The sequence below is a fragment of the Nocardia sp. NPDC050175 genome (genome assembly GCF_044459885.1).
GTDB lineage: Bacteria > Actinomycetota > Actinomycetes > Mycobacteriales > Mycobacteriaceae > Nocardia.
Genome location: NZ_JBITJI010000004.1, coordinates 397,584 through 422,902, shown reverse-complemented (window position 1 = coordinate 422,902; position 25,319 = coordinate 397,584). Strand labels below are relative to the sequence as shown.

Annotated in this window: 15 protein-coding genes; 14 read left to right on the top strand and 1 reads right to left on the bottom strand. The window is 66.6% G+C overall.

Annotated features, from left to right (window positions below):
• The first annotated feature begins 307 nt into the window (after positions 1-307).
• The 9 genes from ACIBK2_RS16395 (at position 308) to ACIBK2_RS16355 (ending at position 8,969) form a co-directional block, all read left to right on the top strand.
• Positions 308-1,099, top strand: a complete 792-nt coding sequence (locus ACIBK2_RS16395; protein WP_396967957.1) for a BTAD domain-containing putative transcriptional regulator — start codon at positions 308-310, stop codon at positions 1,097-1,099.
• Between the two features lie 145 nt (positions 1,100-1,244).
• A complete protein-coding gene (locus ACIBK2_RS16390) occupies positions 1,245-2,468 on the top strand; it encodes an LLM class flavin-dependent oxidoreductase (RefSeq protein WP_396967955.1) in 1,224 nt (407 codons plus the stop codon).
• Positions 2,469-2,477: 9 nt separating this feature from the next.
• Positions 2,478-3,818: a DoxX family protein gene (locus ACIBK2_RS16385; protein ID WP_396967953.1), complete on the top strand. Its 1,341-nt coding sequence runs from the start codon at positions 2,478-2,480 to the stop codon at positions 3,816-3,818.
• Positions 3,819-3,908: 90 nt separating this feature from the next.
• Complete coding sequence (gene fabG, locus ACIBK2_RS16380; protein WP_396967952.1) at positions 3,909-4,661, top strand: 3-oxoacyl-ACP reductase FabG; 753 nt, start codon at positions 3,909-3,911, stop codon at positions 4,659-4,661.
• The gene (locus ACIBK2_RS16375; RefSeq protein ID WP_396967950.1) at positions 4,658-5,608 is read left to right on the top strand and encodes a beta-ketoacyl-ACP synthase 3; all 951 of its coding nucleotides are present in this window, start codon (positions 4,658-4,660) and stop codon (positions 5,606-5,608) included. The genes fabG and ACIBK2_RS16375 overlap by 4 nt, the downstream gene beginning before the upstream one ends.
• A 45-nt stretch (positions 5,609-5,653) precedes the next feature.
• Positions 5,654-5,911 carry an acyl carrier protein gene (locus tag ACIBK2_RS16370; RefSeq protein ID WP_396967948.1) on the top strand — a complete coding sequence of 86 codons (258 nt, stop codon included), beginning with the start codon at positions 5,654-5,656 and terminating at the stop codon, positions 5,909-5,911.
• Positions 5,912-6,213: 302 nt separating this feature from the next.
• On the top strand, positions 6,214-7,245 hold the full coding sequence (locus tag ACIBK2_RS16365; RefSeq protein WP_396967946.1) for a beta-ketoacyl-ACP synthase 3: 1,032 nt from the start codon (positions 6,214-6,216) through the stop codon (positions 7,243-7,245).
• Positions 7,242-8,261 carry a fused (3R)-hydroxyacyl-ACP dehydratase subunits HadA/HadB gene (locus ACIBK2_RS16360; RefSeq protein WP_396967944.1) on the top strand — a complete coding sequence of 340 codons (1,020 nt, stop codon included), beginning with the start codon at positions 7,242-7,244 and terminating at the stop codon, positions 8,259-8,261. The genes ACIBK2_RS16365 and ACIBK2_RS16360 overlap by 4 nt, the downstream gene beginning before the upstream one ends.
• Before the next feature lie 99 nt (positions 8,262-8,360).
• Positions 8,361-8,969, top strand: coding sequence for a TIGR00730 family Rossman fold protein (locus ACIBK2_RS16355; protein ID WP_396967942.1), 609 nt, complete (start codon positions 8,361-8,363; stop codon positions 8,967-8,969).
• A gap of 19 nt (positions 8,970-8,988) precedes the next feature.
• Here ACIBK2_RS16355 and ACIBK2_RS16350 read toward each other — a convergent pair whose 3' ends face one another.
• Entirely contained in the window at positions 8,989-10,365 is a 1,377-nt protein-coding gene (locus ACIBK2_RS16350) for a condensation domain-containing protein (RefSeq protein ID WP_396967940.1), read from the bottom strand.
• Between the two features lie 182 nt (positions 10,366-10,547).
• Here ACIBK2_RS16350 and sbnA point away from each other — a divergent pair, with 182 nt between their 5' ends.
• Genes sbnA through ACIBK2_RS16325 form a run of 5 tightly spaced genes read left to right on the top strand, consistent with a single transcriptional unit; the run spans position 10,548 to position 25,306 of the window.
• Positions 10,548-11,543 carry a 2,3-diaminopropionate biosynthesis protein SbnA gene (gene sbnA, locus ACIBK2_RS16345; RefSeq protein ID WP_396967938.1) on the top strand — a complete coding sequence of 332 codons (996 nt, stop codon included), beginning with the start codon at positions 10,548-10,550 and terminating at the stop codon, positions 11,541-11,543.
• Positions 11,544-11,571: 28 nt separating this feature from the next.
• Positions 11,572-11,784, top strand: a complete 213-nt coding sequence (locus tag ACIBK2_RS16340; RefSeq protein ID WP_396967936.1) for an MbtH family protein — start codon at positions 11,572-11,574, stop codon at positions 11,782-11,784.
• A gap of 51 nt (positions 11,785-11,835) precedes the next feature.
• Positions 11,836-16,788, top strand: a complete 4,953-nt coding sequence (locus ACIBK2_RS16335; RefSeq protein ID WP_396967934.1) for an amino acid adenylation domain-containing protein — start codon at positions 11,836-11,838, stop codon at positions 16,786-16,788.
• Complete coding sequence (locus tag ACIBK2_RS16330; RefSeq protein WP_396967932.1) at positions 16,785-24,104, top strand: amino acid adenylation domain-containing protein; 7,320 nt, start codon at positions 16,785-16,787, stop codon at positions 24,102-24,104. Before ACIBK2_RS16335 ends, ACIBK2_RS16330 begins: the two co-directional genes overlap by 4 nt.
• A 5-nt stretch (positions 24,105-24,109) precedes the next feature.
• On the top strand, positions 24,110-25,306 hold the full coding sequence (locus tag ACIBK2_RS16325; protein WP_396967930.1) for a M20/M25/M40 family metallo-hydrolase: 1,197 nt from the start codon (positions 24,110-24,112) through the stop codon (positions 25,304-25,306).
• The last annotated feature ends 13 nt before the right edge of the window (positions 25,307-25,319 follow it).

Below are 25,319 nucleotides of genomic sequence, written 5' to 3'. Positions count from 1 at the left end.
AGCGGCATCGGCGATCGTGACGCGCATGTCGGCGTTTCAGATGCCCGTAGCAGGCACGTCGCCCGTACCGTGCCCGCACCTGACCGGGTGCCCGGGCCCGGCCTGCGCTGCCCGGCTGCCCAGGTGGGGCCTGCGCACCGATCTCGACAGTGGGAGGGCGGGATCGGCGCGGTGGCCGGCGGCGTCGAGGTCCGAGCCGCAGTCGGCCCGGCCGTATTTCTCTTTGTGCCTGACAGATTTTCCAGGAGAGACAATGGCAATTGTAGAAGCAAGAACAATTCCGTTGGCAAGAGAGGTGGGGGAACATGTGACATTGAAGATCCTCGGGCCGGTGGAGGCGACACGGGACGGCCGTGAGCTTGCCCTGCCGGGAAAGAAATTGCAAACGATGCTTGCGATTTTGCTGCTCTCCCGCGGCCGGGTTGTTTCCGTCGACCGGCTCAGTTTTCTGCTGTGGGGCTGGAATCCGCCGACGACGGTGGATGCGCAGATCTACACCTACATTTCCCGGTTGCGGAAACGGCTGAGCCCGGAGGTCGAGCTGATCCGCCGCGCGCCCGGCTATCGAGTCGACACGAAGAACGCCTGGGTGGATATCGAGGTATTCGAGGAGATGGCCCAGCAGGGGCGTGATCGGCTGGCCGCGGGGCTGTTCGAGGAGGCGTCGAAACTGCTTCGCGCGGCACTGGGCATCTGGCGTGGTTCAGCACTCACCAATGTCACCGAGTATCTGACCGAAACCGAATTGCCGGGATTGGACGAAGCCTGGACCACGACAACGGAGTACCGCATCGACGCCGAGTTGGCGCTCGGACTGCACCGGACATTGATCCTGGAACTCGTCGGTCTCGTCAACCGCTTCCCGTTCCGGGAACGGCTTCGGGTGCAGCTGATGGCGGCGCTGTACCTGTCCGGCCGTCAGGCGGAGGCGCTGGCCGTCTACGAAAAGGGACGAGCCCTGCTGGCCGACGAACTCGGGGTGGATCCCGGATTCGATCTTGTGCAAGCATTTCGTGCCGTACTCGACGGCGATCCGGGGCTCTTTCCGCTGCCCGGGTTGCACAGCGAGCGGACGGCAATTCTCTATCGGAATGCGTGAGTGCTGTTGCCGGACTTCGTGATCGCGGTGCAACGGTGGGCGGAAAAGTGCAGGTTGCCGCCCTTCGTATGCGGTGTATAGGTCCAGTATTGCCCTGCGCTCCAGGCTGGATCTGACCAGTTAGACGACAAGACCGGAGCCGCAAATGAAGTTTGGTCTGTTCTTCGAACTCCAAGAACCCAAGCCCTGGGTCGAAGGCGGTGCCCATCGCATCGCCAAGCAGACCATCGACCAGATCGAACTGGCCGATAAATTGGGCTTCGACTACGCATGGATGGTGGAGCACCACTTCCTCGAGGAGTACAGCCACTCCTCGGCGCCGGAGGTAATCCTCGCGGCGGCCAGCCAGCGCACCACGAACATTCGGCTCGGCCACGGGGTCATGGTCATCACGCCGAAGATCAACCATCCGGCGCGGGTGGCCGAACGCATCAGCATGCTCGACCTCATCTCCGATGGCCGGGTGGAATTCGGTTCCGGAGAGTCGTCCACGCCGGTCGAGCTCGGCGGATTCGATGTCGAATGGAATACGAAGCAGGCAGCGTGCGAGGAGTCGCTCGAGGCGATCATCCGCATGTTCAGCGAGGAGCCATTCGCCGGCTATCAGGGCGAATATGTCCGGATGCCACCGAGGAACGTGCTGCCCAAGCCGCTGCAGCGACCGCACCCGCCGCTGTGGCGCTCGGCGTCGCGCCGCGACGGGATCGTTGAGGCCGCGAAACGCGGGACCGGCGCGCTCACCCTTTCTTTCGTCGGTCCTGAGGAAGCCGGGAAGTGGGTCGACGACTATTACGCGACGATCGAGTCCGAAAGCTGCGTTCCGGTCGGCCGGACGGTGAATCCGAACGTGGCCATGACCATGTATCTGATGGCGCACGAGGATGAAGAGGTGGCCAAGAAGCAGGGGATGGCCAATCACGAATTCTTCGCCAGGGCCGTCGTTTACTACTACCGGTACGGCCGCCCGGTGCCCGGCAACACCAATCTGTGGGAGGACCTCGGTATTCCGGACGTGGCGTCGGGTGCCGACGAGAATTCGACGACCGGGAGCTCGGCGTTCGACGGGGTCGGCACGCCGGACCAGATCAGAGCCAACCTCCGCAAGTACGAAGCGGCCGGGGTCGACCAGATCCTGCTGATCTGTCAGACCGGCCGGATCCCGCACGAGCAGATCTGCGCATCGATGGAGCTGTTCGCGCGGGAAGTCATGCCCGAATTCCATGAGCGCGACGAGGCCAACGAGAAGGCCAAGCTGGACCGGCTGGCACCGGCGATCGAAAAGGCGCTCGGCCGTCGGCGAGTGCATGTTCCGACGATCCCCGACGGCTACCGCATCCAGCCGCCGCCGGGACCGCGGACCAAGAAGTAGGGCGATTGCATGAGTACTTACGTGGATTCTATTGCGTTGCAAGATGATCGGGAAGTAGGTGAGGAGAAACCTCAGCGGCGCTGGCACCCGGCCACCCTGATGGTGTTCCGGTTCTACTTCGCATATTTGCTGTTGTTCTGCCTCAGCACCGGACAGATCATGGTGCGGTGGGGCGGATTTCTCACCAACGACGCCGGCGAGAGCGTGCTCGGATGGGAGGCTCGGCAATTGAGCCCGGTCGTCGACTGGGTCGGCTCCCACGTGTTCGGGGTGCAGGCGCGATACCATCCTTCGCGCGGCGGCGACATCATGTTCTACTGGGTATGGGTGTTCTGCCTGCTCGTCCTGGCTGTAGTCGTCGCCGTGATCTGGTCGGTCCTGGACCGACGGCGTACGCAGTACACGATGCTGCACAAGTGGTTTCAGGTATTTCTGCGGATATGCCTGGCATCGCAGATGTTCTTCTACGGCACGCTCAAGGTATTCCCGGTCCAAATGCGGTTCGAGCTTGCCAGGATGATCGAGCCGTGGGGCGATTTCAGTCCGATGAGCGTGCTGTGGCAGCAGGTCGCCTCGTCGCGACCGTACGAGATGTCCTTGGGGGCAGCCGAAATCGTCGCCGGCCTGCTGCTGATCTTGCCGCGCACGGCGCTGTTGGGTGCGCTGCTCAGTGCGGTGTCGATGCTGCAGGTGTTCGTGCTGAACCTGGCTTTCGATGTGCCGGTGAAGCTCTTCGCGTTCCAGCTCTTGCTGCTCAGCCTGGTACTGGCCGCACCGCACGCGCGTCGACTGCGGGACGTATTCCTGAGCGACCGCCCGGTCGAACGATCGCGTGCGCAGACGTTGTTTCGCACGGTGCGCGCCAACCGGATCGCGGCGGGCGCCCAAGTGCTGCTGGGGATTTGGATTCTGGCCGCGCTCGTGGACCAGAGCTGGACCATCACCAGGATGGAAGAGCCGAAGTCGCCGTTGTACGGCATCTGGAACATCGAGGAATACTCCGTCGCAGGCCACGAATTGCCGCCGCTGACCACGGACACGCAACGCTGGCGTCGCATTGTGTTCGACGATGTGCCTGCGCAGACGTCCGTGCAATCGATGAACGACTCGTTGACCAAATACCGCGCCGACGTCGACCAGAACCGCAATACGCTCACCCTGACGGACCCGAGTAATCGCGCCCGAGTCATCGTGCTGACCTACACCAGGCCCCAGCCCGACCGGCTCACCCTGGACGGGCAGCTCGACGGACAACCCGTGCATATGCGCCTGGAACAGCTTGACCTACAGAAAATCCCGCAACTCGCCCGTGGTTTTCACTGGGTGCAGGAGGATGCGTACAAGCATTAGCCGCGTGCGCACTTGTATATAGGTTCAGTATCGACGCGTGGCGCACGCTTATTCTCGACAAAAGAAACAACCAGTAATCGTGGGGGTAAAGTGTCGGTCCCGACCCCGAAAAGACCGGTTGCGCTGGTAACCGGCGGATCGCGTGGCATCGGCCGGGCGGTGGTGAACCGCTTGGCCGAGGAAGGCTACGACATTGCTTTCGTTTACCGAGCCAATTCCGACGCCGCCCGAGTAGTGGTCGACGAGGTCGGTCACAAGGGCGTAGAAGTGGTGTCCCAAAAACTGGATGTCACCGATTTCGAGCAGGTGCAGGAGTTCATCCGGCACGTCGAGCACACGGTCGGACCGATAACCACCGTCGTGAACAGTGCGGGCATCGTGAAGGACAGCCCATTGGCCCTGATGGACAATCAGGACTGGCACGATGTCATCCACGTCAATCTGACCGGTCTTTACAATATTGCCCGCAGTGTGGTTCGCGGTTTCATGCGCCGCCGGTCGGGCTCGCTGGTCACCGTGTCCTCCGTGGTCGGCGTGTACGGAAATTTCGCACAGACCAACTATGCGGCCTCCAAGGCCGGCATGATCGGATTCACCAAATCATTTGCGAAGGAGATAGGCCGGTATGGCGCGCGAGCTAATATCGTGGCACCGGGACTGATCGAAACAGATATGAGTTCGGCGTTGTCTGCGGAACACACCGAAAAGATACTCTCCGGCGTTACTCTGGGACGGCCGGGCACCGCCGAAGAAGTAGCCGAGCTGGTCGCCTTTCTGGCCTCCGACCGTTCTTCGTATATCACAGGCCAGGTATTTCAGATCGATGGTGGAGCGACGTTGTGACTTCTAGCGGAACAAGAATCAGTGGCCTGGGTGTTTATCGCCCCGGTAACCTCGTCAAAAACGATGAATTGGCCGCCCTGGCCGGACTGGATCCGGACTGGATTCGAAACGGCACCGGTATCGAGTCCCGCTATCACGCCGGGCCGGCGGACGATATCATCTCCATGGCAATTGTCGCAGGTGGGCAAGCCCTGGAAGCGGCGAAGGTGGCGCCGGACGAGGTTGATCTCGTCATTTTGACCACCTCGAGCCGACGCCAGCTGATGCCCGCTGCCGCGCCGCAGATCGCGACCGAACTCGGCATTCCGGCGCCCGGCGCCTTCGATCTCGCAGCGGTGTGCGCCGGGTTCACCTACGCGCTGTCGATGGCGTCCAATGCGGTCGCGGTCGGCCAAGCGCGAAATGTGCTCATCACCTCCTCCGAGCGGCTGTCCGATCTGATCGGGCCGGAAATTCGCGAGCCGTTCGTCATCTTCGGTGACGGTGCGGGTGCCGCCGTGGTCTCGGCGTCGGACGAATGGGGTATCGGTCCGGTCAGCTGGGGCAGTGACGGGTCGCGGGCGTCGGTACTCGCCACCGAAGCACAGGAGGGAAAAAACGACCGGATCGCGATGCAGGGCCAGGCCGTCTATCGGTGGGCCACCGGGAAAATGCCCGCGGCCGCCAAACGGGCCTGCGAGCTCGCCGGTGTCGGACTCGATGAGATCGCCTGGTTCGTGCCGCACCAGGCCAACCTGCGCATCGTCGATGCGCTCGCCCGTCAACTCGGTTTCGCCGAGGACCGGGTGGCACGCGATGTGATCGATACCGGGAACACCTCTTCGGCGACGATCCCGCTCGCGCTGCATCGCCTGTACGAGAGCTCCGATGTGCGATCCGGTGACCTGGCGCTGCTGATCGGATACGGAGCGGGATTGAGCCACGCGGCTCAGGTTGTTCGCCTTTAGGGTACGAGAATTTTTCATCGGAAATCAGTGAGAAAGTTGTTTATCATGAACCGTGTCGAGGTTGTCACCGAGATCTTCGCTCTCATCAAGCGATTCCTTCCCGAGTACGAGGGCGGTAATGACGAGTCGATCAGTTTTACGGCGGCCGGCGTCGATTCGCTGACCACCGTCGATCTGATCGTGGCGAGCGAGTCCTCCTTCGGCGTCGAAATTCCGGATGCGGAATTGCCGAAGCTGACCACCGTCGCCGATCTTGCCGACTACGTCATGCGGCAGGAAAGCGATCAATCCGGGGCAGCGTAATGCCAGGGAGCTCGTTCGAGGAGGCGGAATTTCTACTCCGGTCCGCGTACGAGAAGCTGAATACGATCCCGGCGGGCGAACCACTGACCGTGGCGACGACCTACCTTGTTCGATGCGCGCTGGACGGCATGTCATTGCTGAACCACTCCGAGACGACCCGGGCGCGGGAGATGTTGGGCTGTGCCAGGGCGGCCGTGACAACGGCGACGTACATGGTCCGAGAGGTCGACGGTAGGAGTCGGCGTCGGCGTGAACCGGAGATGTTACCCGAAGCAATTTAGAGACGGTACGGGGCACGTGAATTGAAGAACAAGATGTCGCTACGTGAGATGCGGGCCGATCGCCGCACGCGATTCGCCCGCATCGAAGGGCTCGGCGCCTATCGCCCGCGCCGGACAGTAACCAATGAAGAGATCTGTGAGCGTATCGACTCCGATGACGAATGGATCAGGGCGCGCTCCGGAATCATGACCAGAGGCCGGGCTTCGGAGAAGGAAACTCTGGTCGAGATGGGGGCCTCGGCGGCGCGCGCGGCCGTCGCCGATGCCGGGCTCGTGCCTGCGGATATCGACTGTGTGATCGTCGCGACGCTGTCGTCGATGCGGAATACTCCGTCCGTTTCCGCGGAAATAGCGCACGAATTGGGGTTACGGTCCGGCGCGTTCGATGTCGGCGCCGCCTGCGCCGGGTTCAACTACGCACTGACGATCGCAGGCGACCTGGTCGGTGGCGGTTCCGCGCGGCGGGTGCTGGTCGTATCGGTCGAACGGCTGTCCGACCTCACCGATTTCGAGGACCGCATGACCGCGTTCCTGTTCGCCGACGGCGCAGGCGCCGTGGTGGTCGGGCCGTCGGCGACACCGGGAATCGGTGCGGTGGTGTGGGGTTCGGAGGGGGCGAAGAGTCAGGCGATCCGGCAGCACACCCCATGGGACGCGCTGCGGGATCCGGACGACTTCGCCCGATCCGGATCCCGCTTCCCGGCACTGACCATGATCGGTCAGGACGTATACCGCTGGGCGACAAGCGCCGTGGCACCGGTCGCCGAAAAGGCGATGGCGGCGGCCGGGGTCACGGCGCACGATCTCGCGGCCTTCATCCCGCATCAGGCGAATCTGCGAATCACCGAGACTCTGGTGCGCGCCTTGCGATTGCCGCCCGCGGTGGCCATCGCGCGCGACATCGTGACCCAGGGCAATACCGGCGCCGCCTCGATCCCGCTCGCCATGGATGCGCTGCGCGCCGACGGCGCGGTATCCCGGGGCGACCTGGCGTTGGTCGTCGGCTACGGCGCCGGACTGGTGCACGCTGCCCAAGTGGTGACGATCCCTTGACGAACGATCGCAGGTTGGTGGGCCGGTGGTTCCGGCTGCCCGACCACTACGAGGTGGGCCGGGAGAAGATTCGCGAATTCGCCGCGGCGGTGCAGAACGATCATCCGGTGCATCGAGACGACGACTGCGCTCGGAAACTGGGCTATCTCGGGCTGGTGGCGCCGCCGACCTTCACCTCGATTCTCACGGTCAGTGGAATCCGCGCCGTGTTGAACGCGGTGTTCCCCGACCGTGATCTCTCGCAGGTGTTGCACGCCGAGCAGACAATCGAGACGCACCGGGCCATCGTCGCGGGGGACCGGCTGCGCTCCGCCGTGACGATAGCGTCGATTCGCTCGCCGGCCGACACGGACTTCGTGGCTTTACGATTCGTCGTCACCGACCAGTCGGGCTGTGTCATCCGAACCGAATCGACGACGATCGCGGTTCGGCAGGGGCAGGAAGTGCGCCCGGATATCGCCCGGCTCGTCGAAGCTGTGGCCAGGCAGGGTGCGGGGGACCGGCCGCCACGGTTGATTCCGGTAACCGCCGCGGCGGAACCGCAGGTCGCCACCGCCGGGCCCTATCGGGGACCCGACGTCGACACGGTGCCGCAGGCCGACCGGCTGGCCGTCGGCGATGTGCTCCCGCCGCAGACGGCCCGGCTGACTCGCGGCGATCTGGTGAACTACGCGGGCGTAGCCGGGGACCCGAATCCGATTCACTTCAGCGACGCCGCCGCCCGGTTCGCCGGTCTGCCGACGGTCGTCGCGCACGGAATGCTGACCATGGGATTGGCCGCCGGATATCTGGCCGCGTGGCTCGGCGATCCGACCGCCATCCGGAAATTCGGTGTGCGGTTCTCCCGCTTGGCCGAGGTCGACGCGGAGGCCGCGGTCGAGCTCGCGCTGAGCGGTCGTATCCAGGCGATAGGACCCGACGCCGCCACCGTGGCGCTCGATGTTCGTGCGGCGGGCGAGCAGCTTTTCAGTCGGGCGTTTGCCGAAGTCCAACTGTCGCGAGCGACACCGGAATGAGGGTGTTGCAGCGCTCTGGTGCTCGTTCCCGACCGGCGGACCGGACCAACCCGTGGTCATCCAGCCACGAAATCCCAGTAAGTCATCGAGGAGATGAGCATGTTCAATAGCGCTACAAACACATTCACCAACAAGGTCGCCGTCTTCTGCGGCGCTCGGGCCGGCGCGTCCGACGATCACATCGCGCTCGGCCACGACTTCGGGCTCGCACTGGCCGGCCGCGGTGGCAGTCTCGTCTACGGCGCGGGCGGCACCGGCGTGATGCATGCCGTGGCCAGGGGCGTGTTCGACGGTGGTGGCGCGGTCACCGGCGTCGTCCCCCGCGAGCTGCGCGAGCGCGAGAAGTCCCTGGAGGTTCGGGGTGAGATCTACGTGGTGAAGGATATGCACGCACGAAAGGCCTTGATGTATCGGATGTCCGATGCGTTCGCGGTCCTGCCCGGTGGTCTCGGCACCCTGGACGAGCTGATGGAGGTGGCCACCTGGAATCAGCTGCGGTTCCACTGCAAGCCGATGGTGCTGGTCAACCGCGACGGCTTCTATGATCCGCTGATCCTGATGCTGGACCACCTCGTCCGTTCGGATTTCATCGGCCAGGAGGACCGGGCGTTGATCCAGGACACCAGCGATGTGGAAGATGCCCTGGATCTGCTGGGTTGCCGCCCTCGGGTGCCGATGGCCAGCGCACCTGTCGAGCGGTCGGCTTAGTTCCCCGTGCGCACCAACGCTATTCGCCGGAGGAGAAGGCCAGCAATCTGGCCTTCTCCTCCTGGTCCACCATGGACAACCGGTCGATGAGTTCGCCGGGGTGGTGCACCGCCGCGGCGATCAGGGTGGTGTAGTGCCGGGCCATCCGCTCGACCGTGGCCATGGTGAAGATCTCGCTGTTGAACTTCAGTCGGCCCCGGATCGCCTGTGGGGTCTGGTAGATCTCCAGACCCAGGTCGAACTGCCCCTCCTGGTGCCGCAGGTCCAGGTGTTCCAGCAGGTGATCACCGATCTCCACGTGCCCCGTGCCTTCCGCGATCGCTGCGAGCACCGGGTTGGTCCGGCCGACGGCCATCAGCGTCATGAGCACCTGCACCAACGGTGTTCTGCTTGGGTCGCGCGGAATGCCGAGGGCGCTGGGCAGCAGCGCGAACGGATACCTGGCGTGTTCGGCGGACCGGGTGATCTGCTCGGCGAGGGCCGTGCCGAGCGCGGCGACGGTGAGGTCGGCTCCGGGAGCCGCCTTGATCGGCATGGTGTTCACGAAAGGCCCGATCACATGGGCACTTCGGCGGCTGCGGGTGCCGATGCCCGAGCCGATGACGAACTCGCGCCGGCCGCTGCTGCGCTGCAACAGGACGACGAAGGCGGCCAGCAGGTAGGAGAACGGCGTGACACCGGATTCGCGGCACACGGTCTTGAGTTCGGTGACGAGCTGGTCGGGCAGCCGGAAGTCGACGGTGCCGCCGACCAGCCGGTACTCGGCAGGCCGCGGCAGATCGGCAGGCAATTCCAGCACCGGATCGACCCCGTCGAGCAGCGACAACCAATGGTCGCGTGCGTTCGCGGCCTCGTCCGAGTCCAGCCACTGCTGCTCCGCCCGGACATGATCGGTGAACGGGTGCTCGACCGGGGACAGTGCGCGATCCGGCTCGAGCGCGCTGGTGAACAGGTCTTCCACGAGCACGCCGATCGAATGGAAATCGCTCGCGATGTGGTGTGTCACCAGCACCACCACCGATTCTTCCCGGCCCCGGGTGATCAGCAGGCAGCGCAGCGGTAGCTGTTCGCCGAGCGTGAAGTGGCGGTAGCCGAATTGCTGTGCCAGTTCACGGGTCTGGTCGGCATCCAGTGTGGTGCCGTCGATGACTTCGGGTTCGATTACCGCATGCCGGCTGGTCAGCCGATGGGTGCCGGTGTGGTCGGCATGGAAGGTAGACCGGAGCAGTTCGTGCCGGGCCAGCAGCGTATCCATGCCACGTTGCAGTTGTTCGACGCTGATACCCGGGCGGACGGCGAATCCCACGAAGTGGTTGTACCCGATACCGTCGGGCGCCATCTTGTTGAGCAGCAGCATTGATTCCTGCTGGATGGTCAGTGGCGATATGGCGGCCATAGATCCCCCAATTTTCATATGCATATGTATTGAGTTGGAACCGATAGGCGGTCCGAGTCCCTGTTTATCACAGCAGGCCCCGGGGCAGCTACCCGGAACAGGATCCGCGAGGAGTATAGGGCGGATATAGGAAATGGCACCAAACTGTGCGGCAGGGAAGCTTGGCAGGGACGAGGATTCTGATGGGTGTGCAACATGGGGGTATTCTCGCCACTATTGGCGAGACGCCTCTTGTCGAATTAGTCAAGTTGTCGTCGGGATTCGATTTCTCCGTCTACGCGAAACTGGAGATGGCCAACCCCGGCGGCAGTATCAAGGACCGTTCCGCGCTCAGCATGCTGGCCGACAAGATCGCGTCCGGCGAGTTGGTGCCGGGCCGGTCCACCGTGGTGGAATCCAGTTCCGGCAATCTCGCCGTCGGGATCGCCCAGATCTGCTGCTACTACGGCATCCGGTTCGTCTGTGTGGTCGACGCGAAGACCAGCCCGCACAACATCGGCATGCTGCATGCCTATGGCGCCGAGGTGGAGATGGTGAACCGGCCGGGCGCGGACGGCGAGTATCTGTTGAGCCGCATCCGGCGGGTTCAGGAGATCGCCGACTCACTACCGGGGGCGTACTGGCCTAATCAGTACGCCAACCTGCTCAACCCGCGTGCCCACGAACAGACCATGCGGGAGATCGTGTCCGCGCTGGACGCGCCGGTCGACTATCTGTTCTCGGCGGTCAGCTCGTTCGGCACCCTGCGTGGCTGTGCCCAATATGTTGCCGCCCACTCGCTGTCGACCCGCCTGGTCGCGGTGGATGCCGTCGGCAGCCGCATTTTCGAGGGGCAGCCCGCCACGAAACGGCTGCTGCCCGGGCACGGCGCCGCCGTTCGCCCCGCGCTGTTCGATCAGGGCGCGGCACACGAGGTCATTCATGTGACCGACGCGGAGTGCGTCCGCGCCTGCCGTCGGCTGGTCGCCACCGAGGCCATTCTGGCGGGCGCCTCGTCGGGGGCGGTGGTGGCCGCGCTTTTGGAGAAGGCGGCGGAGATTCCGGCCGGGTCGCACTGTGTGCTGATTCTGGCGGACCGCGGTGACCGGTATCTGCAGACCGTCTTCTCGGACGACTGGGTGGATCGGAATCTGAATATCGCGGGGGAGAAGCAGCTGCTGGAAGCCCTGCCGAACTGATCTCGCTATTCGAACAGAAAGGACAGTCATGGCCGACGAAGCCGATATTCGCGAATATCTGGTCGTGCTCAACCACGAGGAACAGTATTCGGTGTGGTGGGCTGAGCGGGATATCCCCGCCGGCTGGCGAGCGGAGGGTACCCGCGGCCCCAAAAAGGATTGTCTCGCGCATATCGCGTCGGTCTGGACCGATATGCGTCCGCTCAGCCTGCGGCAGCGTATGGCGGCAGTCCAAAAATAGCGGCTGAACAATTCATCGGTTTCGGGAACGGTAGGGATTATGCTGCCAGGCTTGGTAGACGAACAGGCTCGGCTGACGCCGGACGCCGTTGCGGTGGAAGCCGGTGACGACCGGCTCACCTATCGTGAGTTGATCGCGCGGGCCGATCAGCTGGCGAACTTTCTCTGCGCCCGCGGCATCGGCCGTGACGATCTGGTCGGCGTATGTATCGAACGCAGCCCGGAATTGGTGATCGCCCTGCTGGGGGTGTGGAAGGCGGGGGCCGGCTATGTGCCATTCGATCCGGCCCACCCGGCCGACCGGCTGGATTTCATTCAAAGGGATACCGGAGTCGCGCTGACGCTGACCCAGTCCCGGCTGGCCCACCAAGTGCACAACGGGGTGTCATTGGATGACGCGGCCGCCGGGATCGCCGAATTTCCGACGAATTATGCGGGGCGGCCGGGCGATCCGTCGGGCGCCGCGTACGCGATCTACACCTCGGGCTCGACCGGACGGCCGAAGGGCGTGGTCATCAGCCACGAGGGGATCGCCAACCGGGTGCGGTGGACCGTGCGCCGCCACCAGCTCGGCAGTGCCGACCGGGTGCTGCAGAAGACGCCGCTGAGCTTCGATGCGGCCGGCTGGGAGATCTTCGCCCCGCTCGTGGTCGGCGCGACGGTCGTGCTGGCGCCGGTGGGTGCCGAGCGGGATCCCGAGGCCCTGGTCCGCGCCGTGATCGAGCGCGGCGCCACCGTGCTGCAGGGCGTGCCCTCGGTGCTGAGTCTGCTTGCGGGCGAGCCGGATTGGCCACTGTGCGGCTCGCTGCGGCTGATCTTCTCGGCAGGCGAACCGCTGCACGCGGAGCTGGCGCATCGGCTCCTCGATCCGCTGGGACCGGACACCGAACTATGGAATACGTTCGGCCCCACCGAATGCTCGATCGACATCACCGCCCACCGGTTCGACCGCGCGCAAACCACCGGTCAGGTGCCGATCGGCCGTCCCATCGACGGGATGCGGGTACTGCTGCTCGACGCGGCGGGTGAACTGGCCCCGATCGGCGTCCCCGGCGAGCTCTACGCGGGTGGGCCCGGCGTGGCCAGGGGCTATCTCGGCCGGCCTGCGCTCACCGCCGAACGGTTCGTCCCCGACCCCTACGGTCCGGCCAACGCGAGGCTCTATCGCACCGGCGACCGGGCGCGGTGGCGCTCCGACGGCATCCTGGAATTCCTCGGCCGCCTCGACGATCAGGTCAAGATCCGCGGCGTCCGGATCGAGCCGGGCGAGGTGGAGAGTGTCCTGACCACGCACCCGGTGATTCGGCAGGCGGCGGTCACCGTCGGTGTGGATCGCGCCGGTACCCGGCAGCTCGTGGCGTATTTCGTTGCCACGCGCAAGATTACGGTCGGCGAACTGCGCGAATATCTCCGCGCCCGGCTGCCGGACTATGCGGTGCCGACGGTCCTGGTCTCGCTTGCGGAGCTGCCGCGGACCAGCAGCGGCAAGCTCGACCGGGCGGCGCTGCCGGATCACTGGTCCGGCGAGTCGCCCATGGACCCCGAGTACGTAGCCCCTCGGACGGCCGAGGAACACCTCGTCGCAGGTCTGTGGTCCGAACTGCTCGGTATCGACCGCGTCGGGGTGCACGACGACTTCTATCAGCGCGGCGGATATTCGCTGATGCTCAACCGCCTGGCCGGGCGGCTGCACAGTGCGTCGGGGCAGGAGGTCGCGCTGACGGACCTGCTCGCCTCGCCCACCGTGGCGGAGCAGGCGGCACTGATCGCGACGCGCGGCGCCGAGATGTCCCCGGTGCGCCCGGTCGAGCGCGGCGCCTCGATGCCGCTGTCCTTCGGGCAGCAGCGCCTGTGGTTGCTGGACCGGCTGAACCCGGCCAGCGCGGAATACGTTGTGCCGCTGTTGTTGCGGGTTCCCGCCGAGACGAGCTCCGAGCAGATCGCGCGAGCGCTGGCGACGCTGGCCCGGCGGCACGAGGTGCTGCGCACCCGCTACCCGGTGATCGGCGGACAACCCCGGCAGGTCATCGACCTCGAACCCGTCGTCGAGCTGGCCGAGCAGGATCTCGGACCGGCCGCCGATGCCGCGCTCGGACAGCTTTTCGCGGCGGAATGCGCCAAGGGGTTCGACCTCGGCGCGGGTCCGGTGTGGCGGGCGCTGCTGGTACGCAACCCCGGCACGGAGCATCTGCTCATCCTGACGATCCACCACATCGCCTGCGACGGATGGTCATCCGCGTTGCTGGAGCGCGAATTCCGGGTCGCCTGCGCGGCCCTGCGCGAAGGGCGCGAGCCCGAGTTCGCGCCGCTGCCGGTGCAGTACGCCGACTACGCGGTGTGGCAGCGCGATCGGCTCACCGGCGACCTGCTGGATCGGCAGCTGGCCCACTGGCGCTCGGTCCTGGACGGCATCGCGCCACTGGACCTGCCCACCGACCGGCCGCGTCCGGCGATCCGCGACGTGCGCGGGGGAGTTGTCGTCTTCACCGTTCCGGCCCGGTCGAGCCGTGCGGTCACCGAGCTGGGACAGCGCAACGGCGCCACCCCGTACATGACTTTGCTGACCGCGTTCGCCACCCTGCTGGCTCGCTATACGGGTCGATGGGATATCCCCGTCGGCGCTCCGGTCGCCGGACGGATCCGCCCGGAAACCGAAGGCGTCGTCGGTCTTTTCCTCAACACCCTGGTGATCCGCTGTGACCTGACCGGTGATCCCGGTTTCGACGTGGCCCTGGATCGGGTGCGCCGCACCGCGATGGCCGCGTCCGCTCATCAAGAGCTCCCGTTCGAGCGACTGGTGGAGGCGATGCAGCCCGAGCGCGATCTGTCCCGCACGCCGCTGTATCAGGTCATGTTCGACCTGCACGACGAGGGCTTCACCGCGCCGATGGCGGACGCCGCGGAAATCGAGGTACTGCAGCAAGGTTGGCAGACGGCCAAGACGGATCTGATGCTGGTGATGCACCGTGACCGAGACGGGTCACTGGGCGCGGTACTGGAATACGCTACGGCGCTCTTCGATCGGGAGAGCATCGAGCGGATGGCCCTGCACTTCCTGACGCTGCTGGAAAGCGTTGCCGCACAACCAGACGCGCCGGTTTCCACGGTAGAGCTGCGCACCGCGACCGAACGACGGCAATCGCTCGTCGAATGGAACGACACCGTCGTCGGCCGCGACTCGGCCGGTGCCGCTGAGCTTTTCGAGCGGCAGGCGGCGGCTACCCCGGACGCGGTCGCGATCATCGACGGCCGATCCCCGGATTCCTGGACGAGCCGGATGACCTATGCCGAGCTGAACCAGCGCGCAGGCCACTACGCCCGCCGTTTGCGCGCCATCGGTGTCGGGCCCGAATCGGTGGTCGGGGTGCTGATGAACCGCACCCCCGATCTGGTGGCCTGCCTGATCGGGGTCTGGCAGGCCGGCGCCGCGTATGTTCCGCTCAGTCCGGAGCTGCCCGCGGAGCGGCTCGCCTATATGCTCGGCGACTCGCAGGCCACGGTGGTGATCACCGACGCCGCACACCAGGGACTGCTGCCCGCGGCGAACGGCACCACCGTGCTGCTCACGTCGGGCGGAGATGTCGAGAACACCACGGAGACAGCCGGATTCGCGCCGCCGGGCGGTGATCTCGCCTATGTCATCTATACGTCCGGTTCGACCGGGCGGCCCAAAGGCGTCGAGGTCGCACATCGTGGCCTGGCCAACCTGCTCCTCGCCATGCGCGACGACCTGAGTGCCGCGCCCGGTGATGTGTGGCTCGCCGTCACCTCGCTGTCGTTCGACATCTCGGGGCTCGAGCTTTTCCTCCCGCTGATCTCCGGCGGCCGGGTCGTGCTGGCGAGTGCCGAGCAGGCCAGAGACGGACAGGCCCTGCTCGGCCTCGTCGACAGGCACCGGGTTTCGCACGTGCAGGCCACCCCGTCGGGGTGGAAACTGTTGCTGCAGGCGGGATTCGACCGACCCTCGACGGTCGCCCTGGTCGGCGGGGAGGCGCTGTCGGTCGATCTCGCGCGGCAGTTACGCACGCGGGTGGGCAGGCTGACCAACGTCTACGGCCCGACGGAGACCACGATCTGGTCGATGGCCTGGGAGGTAGCGCAGGCCCCCGATCGGGTCGCGATCGGGCGGCCGCTGCAGAACACCACCGTCTATGTCCTCGACGAGAACCTGGTGCAGGTCCCGGTCGGGGTGCCCGGCGAGCTGCTCATCGGCGGGGTGGGACTCGCCCGCGGTTACCGCAACCTGCCGGAACGTACTGCGGCGCAGTTCATCCCGGACCCGTTCTCGTCGATCCCGGGTTCGCGCCTCTATCGCACCGGAGACCTCGTCAAGCGCAGGCCCGACGGGACGATCGAATACCTGGACCGGATCGACAATCAGGTGAAGATCCGGGGCCACCGCATCGAGCCGGACGAGATCGCCCTGGTCCTGCGCACCCATCCGGAGCTGCACGATGCCCTCGTGGTCGCCGCCGAGGTCGGGACGGAGCAGCAGTTGATCGCGTACTGCGTGCCCGCCTATCCGCCGGGGCCGCCATCCGCCGAACTCGCCGCGTACTGCCGAACTCGGTTGCCCGACTACATGATCCCGATGGTCTTCGTCACGCTCGACGAGTTCCCGCTCAACCCGAGCGGGAAGGTGGACCGAAAGGCGTTGCCGCCCGCCGAATTCGGGAGCTCGCCCGAGGAGCGGGTCGCCCTGCTCGGCCCCGTGCAGGAACGGCTCGCCGAGATATGGAGCGAGCTGCTCGGCGGGATCCGGGTCGACAGCGCACGATGCAATTTCTTCCACACAGGGGGGACCTCCCTGCTCGCGGCCCGCATGGTCACCGAGATCCAGGAGTCCTTCGCGCTCGTGCTGCCGCTGCGCACGGTCTACGAGCGGCCCACCCTCGCCGACTTGGCGGACGTGCTGGAGGCGGAGATCCGAGCGGAGATCGCCCTGCTCGACGACGCCGAGATCGCGGCGTACACGAACCAGATCAAGGAGCAGACCCCGTCATGACGATTGGTGATGCCGGCGTGGCCAACTTCCAGGACCGGGACCTCCGCGAGGAGCTGTTGCGGCGGCGGTTGGCCGGTCGCCCGGCAAGTGGCGACGCGGCCGCCGCGCGCGTGCCGCGGGAGATCGGTCCCGCGGCCAGGGACGGGGACCTGCCGCTGTCGTTCGGGCAGCAGCAGATGTGGTTCCTCAACCGATGGGCTCCGGAGAGCCCGGAATACCTCATGCCGCTGGTGCTGCGGTTGCGCGGGCCACTGTGCCCCGAGACGCTGCGCCTGGCGTTCACCGAGGTGCTGCGGCGGCACGAAATCCTGCGCACCCGTTACCGATTGGCCGGAGCGGTGCCCGTCCAGGTGATCGGCTCGGTCGACACCGTACCGGCCATGGACTCGGTGGATCTCACCGAACTCGCTCTGGAAGAGCGGGAGTCGACCGCGTGGGCGCTGCTGGAGCAGGAGTTGGCAACCCCGTTCGATCTGGAGCGCGAGGCGCCGATCCGGGCCCGGTTGATTCGGCTGAGCGACGACGAGCACCTGCTGATCGTCGTCATGCACCACATCGCCGGTGACGACGGTTCCCTGGAGATCTTCACCGGCGAGCTGGCCGCGCTGTACGGGTCTGGTGGCGAGCCGAAGAACGGCGAACTTCCCGCGCTGTCCGTGCAATACGCCGACTACGCGGCATGGCAGCGGAACCACCGGTCGGCGGCGCAGGCGAGCGGCTCGGCCTACTGGCAGCGCCAATTGGCCGGGCTCGGCCCGCTGGAACTCCCCACCGATCGGCCGCGACCGGTGCTGCGGGACTGGCACGGGGCGACGGTTCCGTTCGCGGTGGCCGCCCCCGTCGCCGACGCGTTGCGGGCGATCGCGCGGGAGCAGCACACCACCCCGTTCGTCGTGCTGCTCACCGCCTTTCAGGTGTTGCTCGCTCGCCACACCGGCACCACCGATCTGGCCGTCGGCACGCCCGTCACCGCTCGGACCCGGGCCGAGATCCGCGACCTGATCGGTTATCTGGTCAACACGTTGGTGTTGCGGGCCCGCTGGTCGGGAGATCCGTCGTTCACCGAACTGCTCGTGGCGAACCGGTCGACGCTGCTGGATGCGCTCGAGCATCAGGACGTGCCGTTCAGTCAGCTGGTCGACGATCTGCAGCCGGACCGCGACCTGGCCAGAACGCCACTGTTCCAGGTCGCGTTCGCGATGCACGAGTCCGCCGATGCCGTCTCGGGCATCGCGGGCGTGGCGGTGGAACGTGTCGCCGTCCCGTCGACGGTCGCCAAGTTCGACCTCTCCTGCCACTTGCAGGAGGAGGCCGGCGGCCCGCTGCGTGGCGTCATCGAATACGCCACCGCGCTCTTCGAACCCGATACCGTGCGGCGCCTCGCGGATCGATACCTTCGGCTGCTGGACGGTATCGCGGCGGCACCGGATACCCGGGTCTCGGCGTTCGCGCTGCTCGAGCCCACCGAGCTCGCGCTGCTCAGTGCGGGGGGACGGTCGCCGTCGGCGGCGGAGCTACCGTCGCCGAGCGCGGCATGCCTGCACGAGCTCTTCGAATCGCGGGCCGCCGCTACACCCGATGCGGTCGCGGTGGTGTCCGGCGGTGCGAGCCGCACCTACGCGGAGCTCGACGCGCACGCCAATCGGCTCGCCCATGCTTTGCGGGAACGTGGCGCAGGGCCGGACTCCCTGGTGGGCGTCTGCCTCGAGCCGGGGATAGAGCTGGTCGCCACGCTGCTCGGGGTGCTGAAATCCGGTGCGGGCTACCTGCCGCTGGACCCGTCCCATCCGACCGAACGGCTCGGCTGGGCGCTCTCGGACGCCGGTGCCGAGATCGTGGTCACCGATGCCGCGCACGCGGCGACGGTGACCGAGGCGGCTACCCGTTCGCTCGAATTGTTACTGCTCGATCGCGACCACGAGGCGATCGCCGCCATGCCCGCGACCACCCCGGAAAACCGTACGGCCCCGGACAATCTCGGCTACGTCATCTACACCTCGGGCTCCACCGGCAAACCCAAGGGCGTCGCGGTCACCCATGCCAATGTGGTCCGCCTCTTCGCGGCCACCAAGGGCCACTTCGAGTTCGGTCCCCAGGACACCTGGACGCTGTTCCACTCCTACGCCTTCGATTTCTCCGTCTGGGAGCTGTGGGGGGCGCTGCTGCACGGTGGCCGCTTGGTCATCGTCGGCGGGGGAGTGTCCCGGTCACCCGAGGAGTTCCTGGATCTGCTTGTCGCGGAGCAGGTTACCGTCCTCAACCAGACTCCGTCGGCCTTCCGCGCCCTGACGGACGCGGCGCGCCGCGACGATCCCCGGATGCGCCGCCTCGCCCTGCGCACGGTGATCTTCGGTGGCGAACACCTCGACGTCCGTGAGCTCGAGCCCTGGATCGCCCGGCTCGGCGTCGAGCGCCCGGAACTGATCAACATGTACGGGATCACCGAGACGACGGTGCATGTCAGCCACCGCCGAATCACCATGGCGGAGAACGAGTACGCCTCGAATTCGGTCGGCCGCCCGATCGCCGACCTGCGCAGTTACGTCCTGGACCGAGACGGCAATCTGGCCCCGATCGGGGTGCCGGGGGAAATCCATGTCGGCGGTCCCGGGCTGGCCCGGGGCTACCTCGGACGCCCCGACCTGACCGCCGAACGATTCGTCCCCGACCCGTTCGGTCCGCCGGGCGCCCGGCTCTACCGGACCGGAGACCTCGGCCGGGTCCGTCCGGACGGGGAGCTGGAGCATCTCGGCCGCATCGATAGCCAGGTGAAGGTTCGTGGCTATCGCATCGAACTCGGCGAGATCCAGTCGGTACTGGCCGGTCATCCGGGGCTGCGGGACGCGGTTGTCGTTGTCCGGGAGGACATCCCGGGCATCAAGGAGCTGGTGGCGTATGTCATTCGTGGCGAGGATTCGGGAGGGGCGCCCGAGCCGGCCGAGCTCAAGGACTGGACCGCCCGGTCGCTGCCGGTCTACATGATCCCGTCGGCCTTCGTCGCTGTCGACCATTTCCCGCTGACCACCAGCGGGAAGCTGGATTGGCGGCTGCTGCCCGCGCCGGGGCGCGCGATCGATCGCGCGGTCCGCGGCTACCGTGCCCCCGGCACCGGCGACGAGGCGGTGCTGGCCGAGATCTGGGAAACGATGCTGCGCCTGGACCAGGTCGGCGTCGACGACGACTTCTTCGATCTCGGCGGCGACTCGATCAAGGCGGTGGTCCTGGTCGGTGCGATCCGGGCGGCCGGTTTCGACGTCACCGTCCGCGACGTGTTCCGGCTGCGGACGGTGGCGCGGCTGGCCGACATGGTTGCCGAGCACACCACCGCCCTGGTGGAGGAGCCGACCGTGGCTCCCTTCAGCCTGTTGGCCGCGGCCGACACGGACCGCGTCCGCGAGACAGACGTCACCGACGCGTACCCGCTGTCGCAGGTGCAGGCCGGGATGATCTTCGAGATGCTCAGCAGCGCGGAGCGGACCTATCACAACGTGACCGCGTTCAAAGTCCTTGATGATCGGCCCTTTTCACCGGCCGCCCTGAAAGCCGCGGCCGCCATGGTCGTCGGCAGGCACGAGGTGCTGCGGACCTCCATCGACCTGTTCGGCTACACCGAGCCACTGCAGCTGGTGCACCGCACGGCCGAGATGTCGGTGGGCATGGACGATCTGCGCAGGCTGGACGACGAGGCGCAGCGGCAGGCGGTCCATGCGCACATCGAACTGGAACGAGCGAATCCGTTCGACCTCGGCAATCCGCCCTTGCTTCGGGTGTTCGCGCAGATCACGAGCGAGACCGACTGGTGGCTGGTCATCACGGAGTGCCACGCGATTCTCGAAGGCTGGAGCTATCACTCGCTGTTGATGGAGCTGCTGCGCTGCTATCGCGAAATCCGGGCCGGCGCTGTTCCGGTGGCCACGCCGATGCCCGCGGTGCGCTACGCCGACTATGTCGCCGCCGAGCGCGCGGCGCTCACCTCGGCCGAGGACCGGGGCTACTGGAGTCGCGTGGTGAGCGAGGGGACAAAATTCGAATTGCCTGCGCACTGGGGCGATCTCGCCGCGCCGCGGGAGATGTATCAGGTCCCCGTCGCCTTCCACGACCTGGAGGACGGTCTGCGGGCGCTGGCCGCCGAGGCGGGCGTGCCGATGAAGAGCGTGGTGCACGCCGCGCACCTCAAGGTCCTCAGCATGCTCACCTTCGAGGACACCTTCTTCGCGGGCCTGGTCTGTGACACCCGCCCCGAGCGGCTCGGCGCGGACCAGGTCTACGGCATGTATCTCAACACCGTGCCCTTCGCCTTCCGGGGATCGGCGTCCACCTGGCGGGAGTTGGTCCAGCAGGTCTTCGCGCAGGAGATCGAGCTGTGGCCGCACCGGCGATTCCCGCTGTCGGCCATGCAGAACGAATTCGCCGGCGGCCGGCGATTGGTCGACGTCTTCTTCAATTACCTCGATTTCCACATGGTCGACCGGGATCTCGTCGACTACGCGATGAGCGTGGACGCCAGCCCCAACGAGTTCGCACTCTCCGCGGCCACGCAGGACGGTCACGTGGTCCTGACCACCAATACGGCCGCCGTCAGCCGCGCCAATGGCGCCCGGCTCGGCGCGATGTACCGGGCGGTGCTGGTGGCGATGGCCGCCGCCCCCGGCGGTGACGCGGTCGCCGCCTACCTGCCGGCCGGGGAGCGTGAACAGGTCCTCGCCGCGTGGAACGACACCGCCGCGCCGCGCCGGATCGCTTGTGTGCACGAGCTTTTCGAGATCCAGGTGGCGAAGAATCCCGATGCGGTCGCGGTGACCTTCGCCGGAACCCGGATGACCTATGCGGAACTCGATGCCCGGGCCAACCGGTACGCCCACTTGTTGCGTGCGCGTGGTGTCGGCCCCGAGCAGGTGGTGGGGGTGCTGGTCGACCGCGGCCCCGAGCTGGTCCCGTGTCTGCTCGGTGTGTGGAAAGCGGGCGGCGCCTATGTTCCGCTCGACCAGACCTATCCCGCCGAGCGGCTCGCCTACATGCTCACCGACGCGGGCGCGAACATTGTGCTGACGCACAGCGATTACGCCGAACTGCTCGCCGATATCCTGCCCGCCGACGACTATCTGCTGGTCGATCGCGACCGCGAGCTGATCGACGCCCAGTCCGGCGAGGCGTTGCCGCCCGCCGCCGGGGTGGACAACCTTGCCTACGTCATCTACACCTCGGGATCCACCGGACGACCGAAGGGTGTGCTGGTTCCGCACCGCGGCGTGACCAACTACCTGTGGTGGTGCGTCGAGGGTTACGCCGCGCAGGGCTCCGGTGGGGCGCCGCTGTTTTCGTCGATCGCCTTCGACATGGTGGTACCCGACCTCTACACGCCGCTGATCATGGGCGAGGCGGTCCACGTGCTTCCGCAGCAGGTCGAGGTCGACGACCTGGGCAGGCTGCTGGTCGAGTCCGGCCCGTACCGCTTCATCAAGATGACGCCGGGCCACCTCGACCTGCTCACCGCGCAGCTCACCGCCGGCGAGGCGGCGGACCTGGCACCGCTGCTCGCGGTCGGGGCCGACGCTTTCCCGCGCCGCACCCTGGAACGCTGGCGGGTGCTCGGCGCCCCCTCGGTCCTGCTCAATGAGTATGGGCCGACGGAGATTTCGGTGGCCAACTGTACCTACGAGATCGCGGGCGACCAGGATGGCGAACTCGTTCCGATCGGCAAGCCGATTCCCAACACCACGATGTATGTGCTCGACGAAAATATGGAGCCTGCTCCCATCGGAGCCCTCGGCGAGCTCTACGTCGGCGGGGTCGGGGTGGTGCGCGGCTATGCCAATATGCCCGACGTCACCGCCGACCGGTTCGTCCCCGATCCGTTCGGGATGCCGGGATCCCGGCTCTACCGCACCGGTGACCTGTGCCGGGTCCGCCCCGACGGCAATATCGTCTTCGTCGATCGGGTCGACCACCAGGTCAAGGTCCGCGGCTACCGCATCGAGACAGGCGAGATCCAGACGGTGCTCACCGGCCATCCGGAGATCCGTGACGCCCTGGTAGTCGCGCGCAGGCTGGCCGACACCGACAAACAGCTCATCGCCTACTGCGTGGCCGAGGGGGCGAAAATACCTGGCCGCGATGCGTTGATCGCCCACTGCAAGCAGACGCTGCCCGAGTACATGGTGCCGACGCTGTTCATCGAACTGGACAAGATCCCGCTCAACCAGAACGGGAAGGTGGACCGCAACGCGCTGCCCGCGCCAGAACTGACGAGTCTCGCCGCGAGTCGTACCTACCTCGCGCCGCGCACCGAGACCGAAGTGCTGATCGCCTCGGTGTGGCGTCGAGTGCTCGACCTCGAACGCATCGGCGTCCACCACGACTTCTTCGAGCTCGGTGGGCACTCCCTGCTCATGCTGCGCGTGGTGGCCCAAGCGCAGGAACTCGGCCTCGCCCTGTCCACCGCGGACCTGCTGGAATGCCGGACGGTGGCGGAGCTGGCCGCCAAGGTGGATCGGGCGGACACCGCGACGAGATCCCTCGTCTGGCTCAGCCCCAACCGTCAGGGCACCCCGATCTTCTGCGTGCACCCCGTCGGCGGGAGCATTCATTGGTTCCGGCCGCTCGCCGAGCGAATCGGCCCGCAGCGCCCGGTCGCGGCCTTCGCGGCCAAGGCAATTCGCGACGAGGCCGCTCCGCCGTCGGTGGCGATGTTGGCCGAGGATTATCTCGCGGAACTGGCGGAGACCGGACCCGACGGCCCCGTGCACCTGCTCGCATGGTCGTCGGGGGCCGCGGTGGCGTGGGAGATGGCCAGGCAACTGATCGAGCGGGGTGAGCCGGCCCCGATCCTGACGCTCATCGATCCGGCCATCGATCGGGCGGATTCGGCGACGGGTCAGGGCGGTGCCGTGGATGAACAGTTCTTCGCCGAGGCCGAGCGCCTGTTCGCCATCCGTGCGGCCGCCACAGGCGCGTCCAGGGCGAGCGTGGAGGAGACGCTGATCGCGCTCTTGCGGCTGGCCGGGGTGAGCGCCCAGCCCGAACTGCTGGACGAACTGGCGGCGAACATGCGCACCTGGCGCCTGCTCGACCGCAGCATGTCGGCCTACCGCTATGGACCGCTCGCCGCGCGCGTCCACCTGGTACTGACCGACGAGTGCGCCACGGGCACCCACTCCGTCACCGGCGGGCGTGGCTACGCCGAATATCTGGACCGATGGCGGTCGCTCGCGCTGCGCGGTCTGCGAATCGACCGGATCGCCGGTGATCACCAGGGCGTCTTCGAACCGTCCAGGGTCGATGCCCTGCTGCGGTACGTCCCCGGGACAGAGAGCTGAAACACATGACACCACTACATATTTCGAGCCGGAGATTTCTGCTGGACCTGGCTGAACTCGCCACCTTCGGACGACGGCAGGACGGCGGGATCGACCGCGTCGCCGGTTCCGCCGCCGACCTTGCCTCCCGAGCCTGGATCAGGGAGCGCATCGAAGCATGCGGGCTGTCCAGCTGGGCCGACGACACCGGCAATGTCTTCGGCCGCCGCGGGAACAGCCGAGGCCCCTGGTTGCTGGTCGGATCGCACACCGACACCGTGCCCGGCGGGGGCTACCTGGACGGCGCCTACGGCGTCATCGCGGCACTCGAGGTGCTTCGCGTGCTCCATGAGGCCGACCACCCGGCGGCGGACATGCTGGAGATCGTCAGTTTCTGGGATGAGGAAGGGGCACAGGCCAACTCGACGGGGGGACTGGTGGGCTCCACCGCCCTATGTGCGGGCGGCCATATCGAGAGCGTCGCCGGCTACCTGGAACTGCACATCGAGCAGGGTCCGCGAATGGAAGCCGCAGAGCTCGAGCTCGCTGCGGTGAGCGGAATCGTCGGTGTGGCACGCTATTCCGTGACCATGCAGGGTGTCGCCAACCACGGCGGCACCACGCCCATGCTGGGACGGGCCGACGCGGGGCAGGCCGCGGTCAAGGCGGCGGCCCAGATCATCGACCTGGTCACCGCCCTGGACCCCGGCATGGTCGCCAACCTCGGTTTCATCGAGTTCGAGCCCGGCGCACCCAATGTGATCCCGGGCCGGGCCGAATTCGTCGTCGAGTTCCGGGCCGGTACGGAACAAGCGCTCCGGACGGTGCGCCGTCAGTTGGAGCAGCTGGTCCAGCACAGTGCCGAGGCGGAGAACTGTTCCGGCACCGTGGAACAGATCTCCTACAAGCCGGTGGCTCGTTTCGATCCCGCGCTGTGCCACACGGTGGAGATGTCGCTGCGAACGGTTGCTCCCGCAGTCGGTCGGCTGCTCAGCTACGCCGGACACGACGCCAGCGTGCTCAGCCGATACGTGCCAACCGCAATGGTTTTCGTGCCGAGCACCGGCGGCATCAGCCACGCCCCGGACGAGTACACCCCCGAACCGCTGCTGGTGCAGGGAGCGCAGGCCCTCCTGCAGTGTGTCCTCGCCGTGCATGCGAGCGCCTCGTCGCCACGGGGCGCCGAGCTGGTGCCCCAAACGACGCCAGGTGTCCACAGCTGACCGCTAGGCGATC

Coding starts and splice junctions, on each gene's coding strand:
- ACIBK2_RS16390 (WP_396967955.1), top strand. CDS start 1,245: ATGAAGTTTGGTCTGTTCTTCGAACTCCAAGAACCCAAGCCCTGGGTC.
- ACIBK2_RS16370 (WP_396967948.1), top strand. CDS start 5,654: ATGAACCGTGTCGAGGTTGTCACCGAGATCTTCGCTCTCATCAAGCGA.
- ACIBK2_RS16330 (WP_396967932.1), top strand. CDS start 16,785: ATGACGATTGGTGATGCCGGCGTGGCCAACTTCCAGGACCGGGACCTC.
- ACIBK2_RS16355 (WP_396967942.1), top strand. CDS start 8,361: ATGTTCAATAGCGCTACAAACACATTCACCAACAAGGTCGCCGTCTTC.
- ACIBK2_RS16385 (WP_396967953.1), top strand. CDS start 2,478: ATGAGTACTTACGTGGATTCTATTGCGTTGCAAGATGATCGGGAAGTA.
- sbnA (WP_396967938.1), top strand. CDS start 10,548: ATGGGTGTGCAACATGGGGGTATTCTCGCCACTATTGGCGAGACGCCT.
- ACIBK2_RS16325 (WP_396967930.1), top strand. CDS start 24,110: ATGACACCACTACATATTTCGAGCCGGAGATTTCTGCTGGACCTGGCT.
- ACIBK2_RS16350 (WP_396967940.1), bottom strand. CDS start 10,365: ATGGCCGCCATATCGCCACTGACCATCCAGCAGGAATCAATGCTGCTG.
- ACIBK2_RS16340 (WP_396967936.1), top strand. CDS start 11,572: ATGGCCGACGAAGCCGATATTCGCGAATATCTGGTCGTGCTCAACCAC.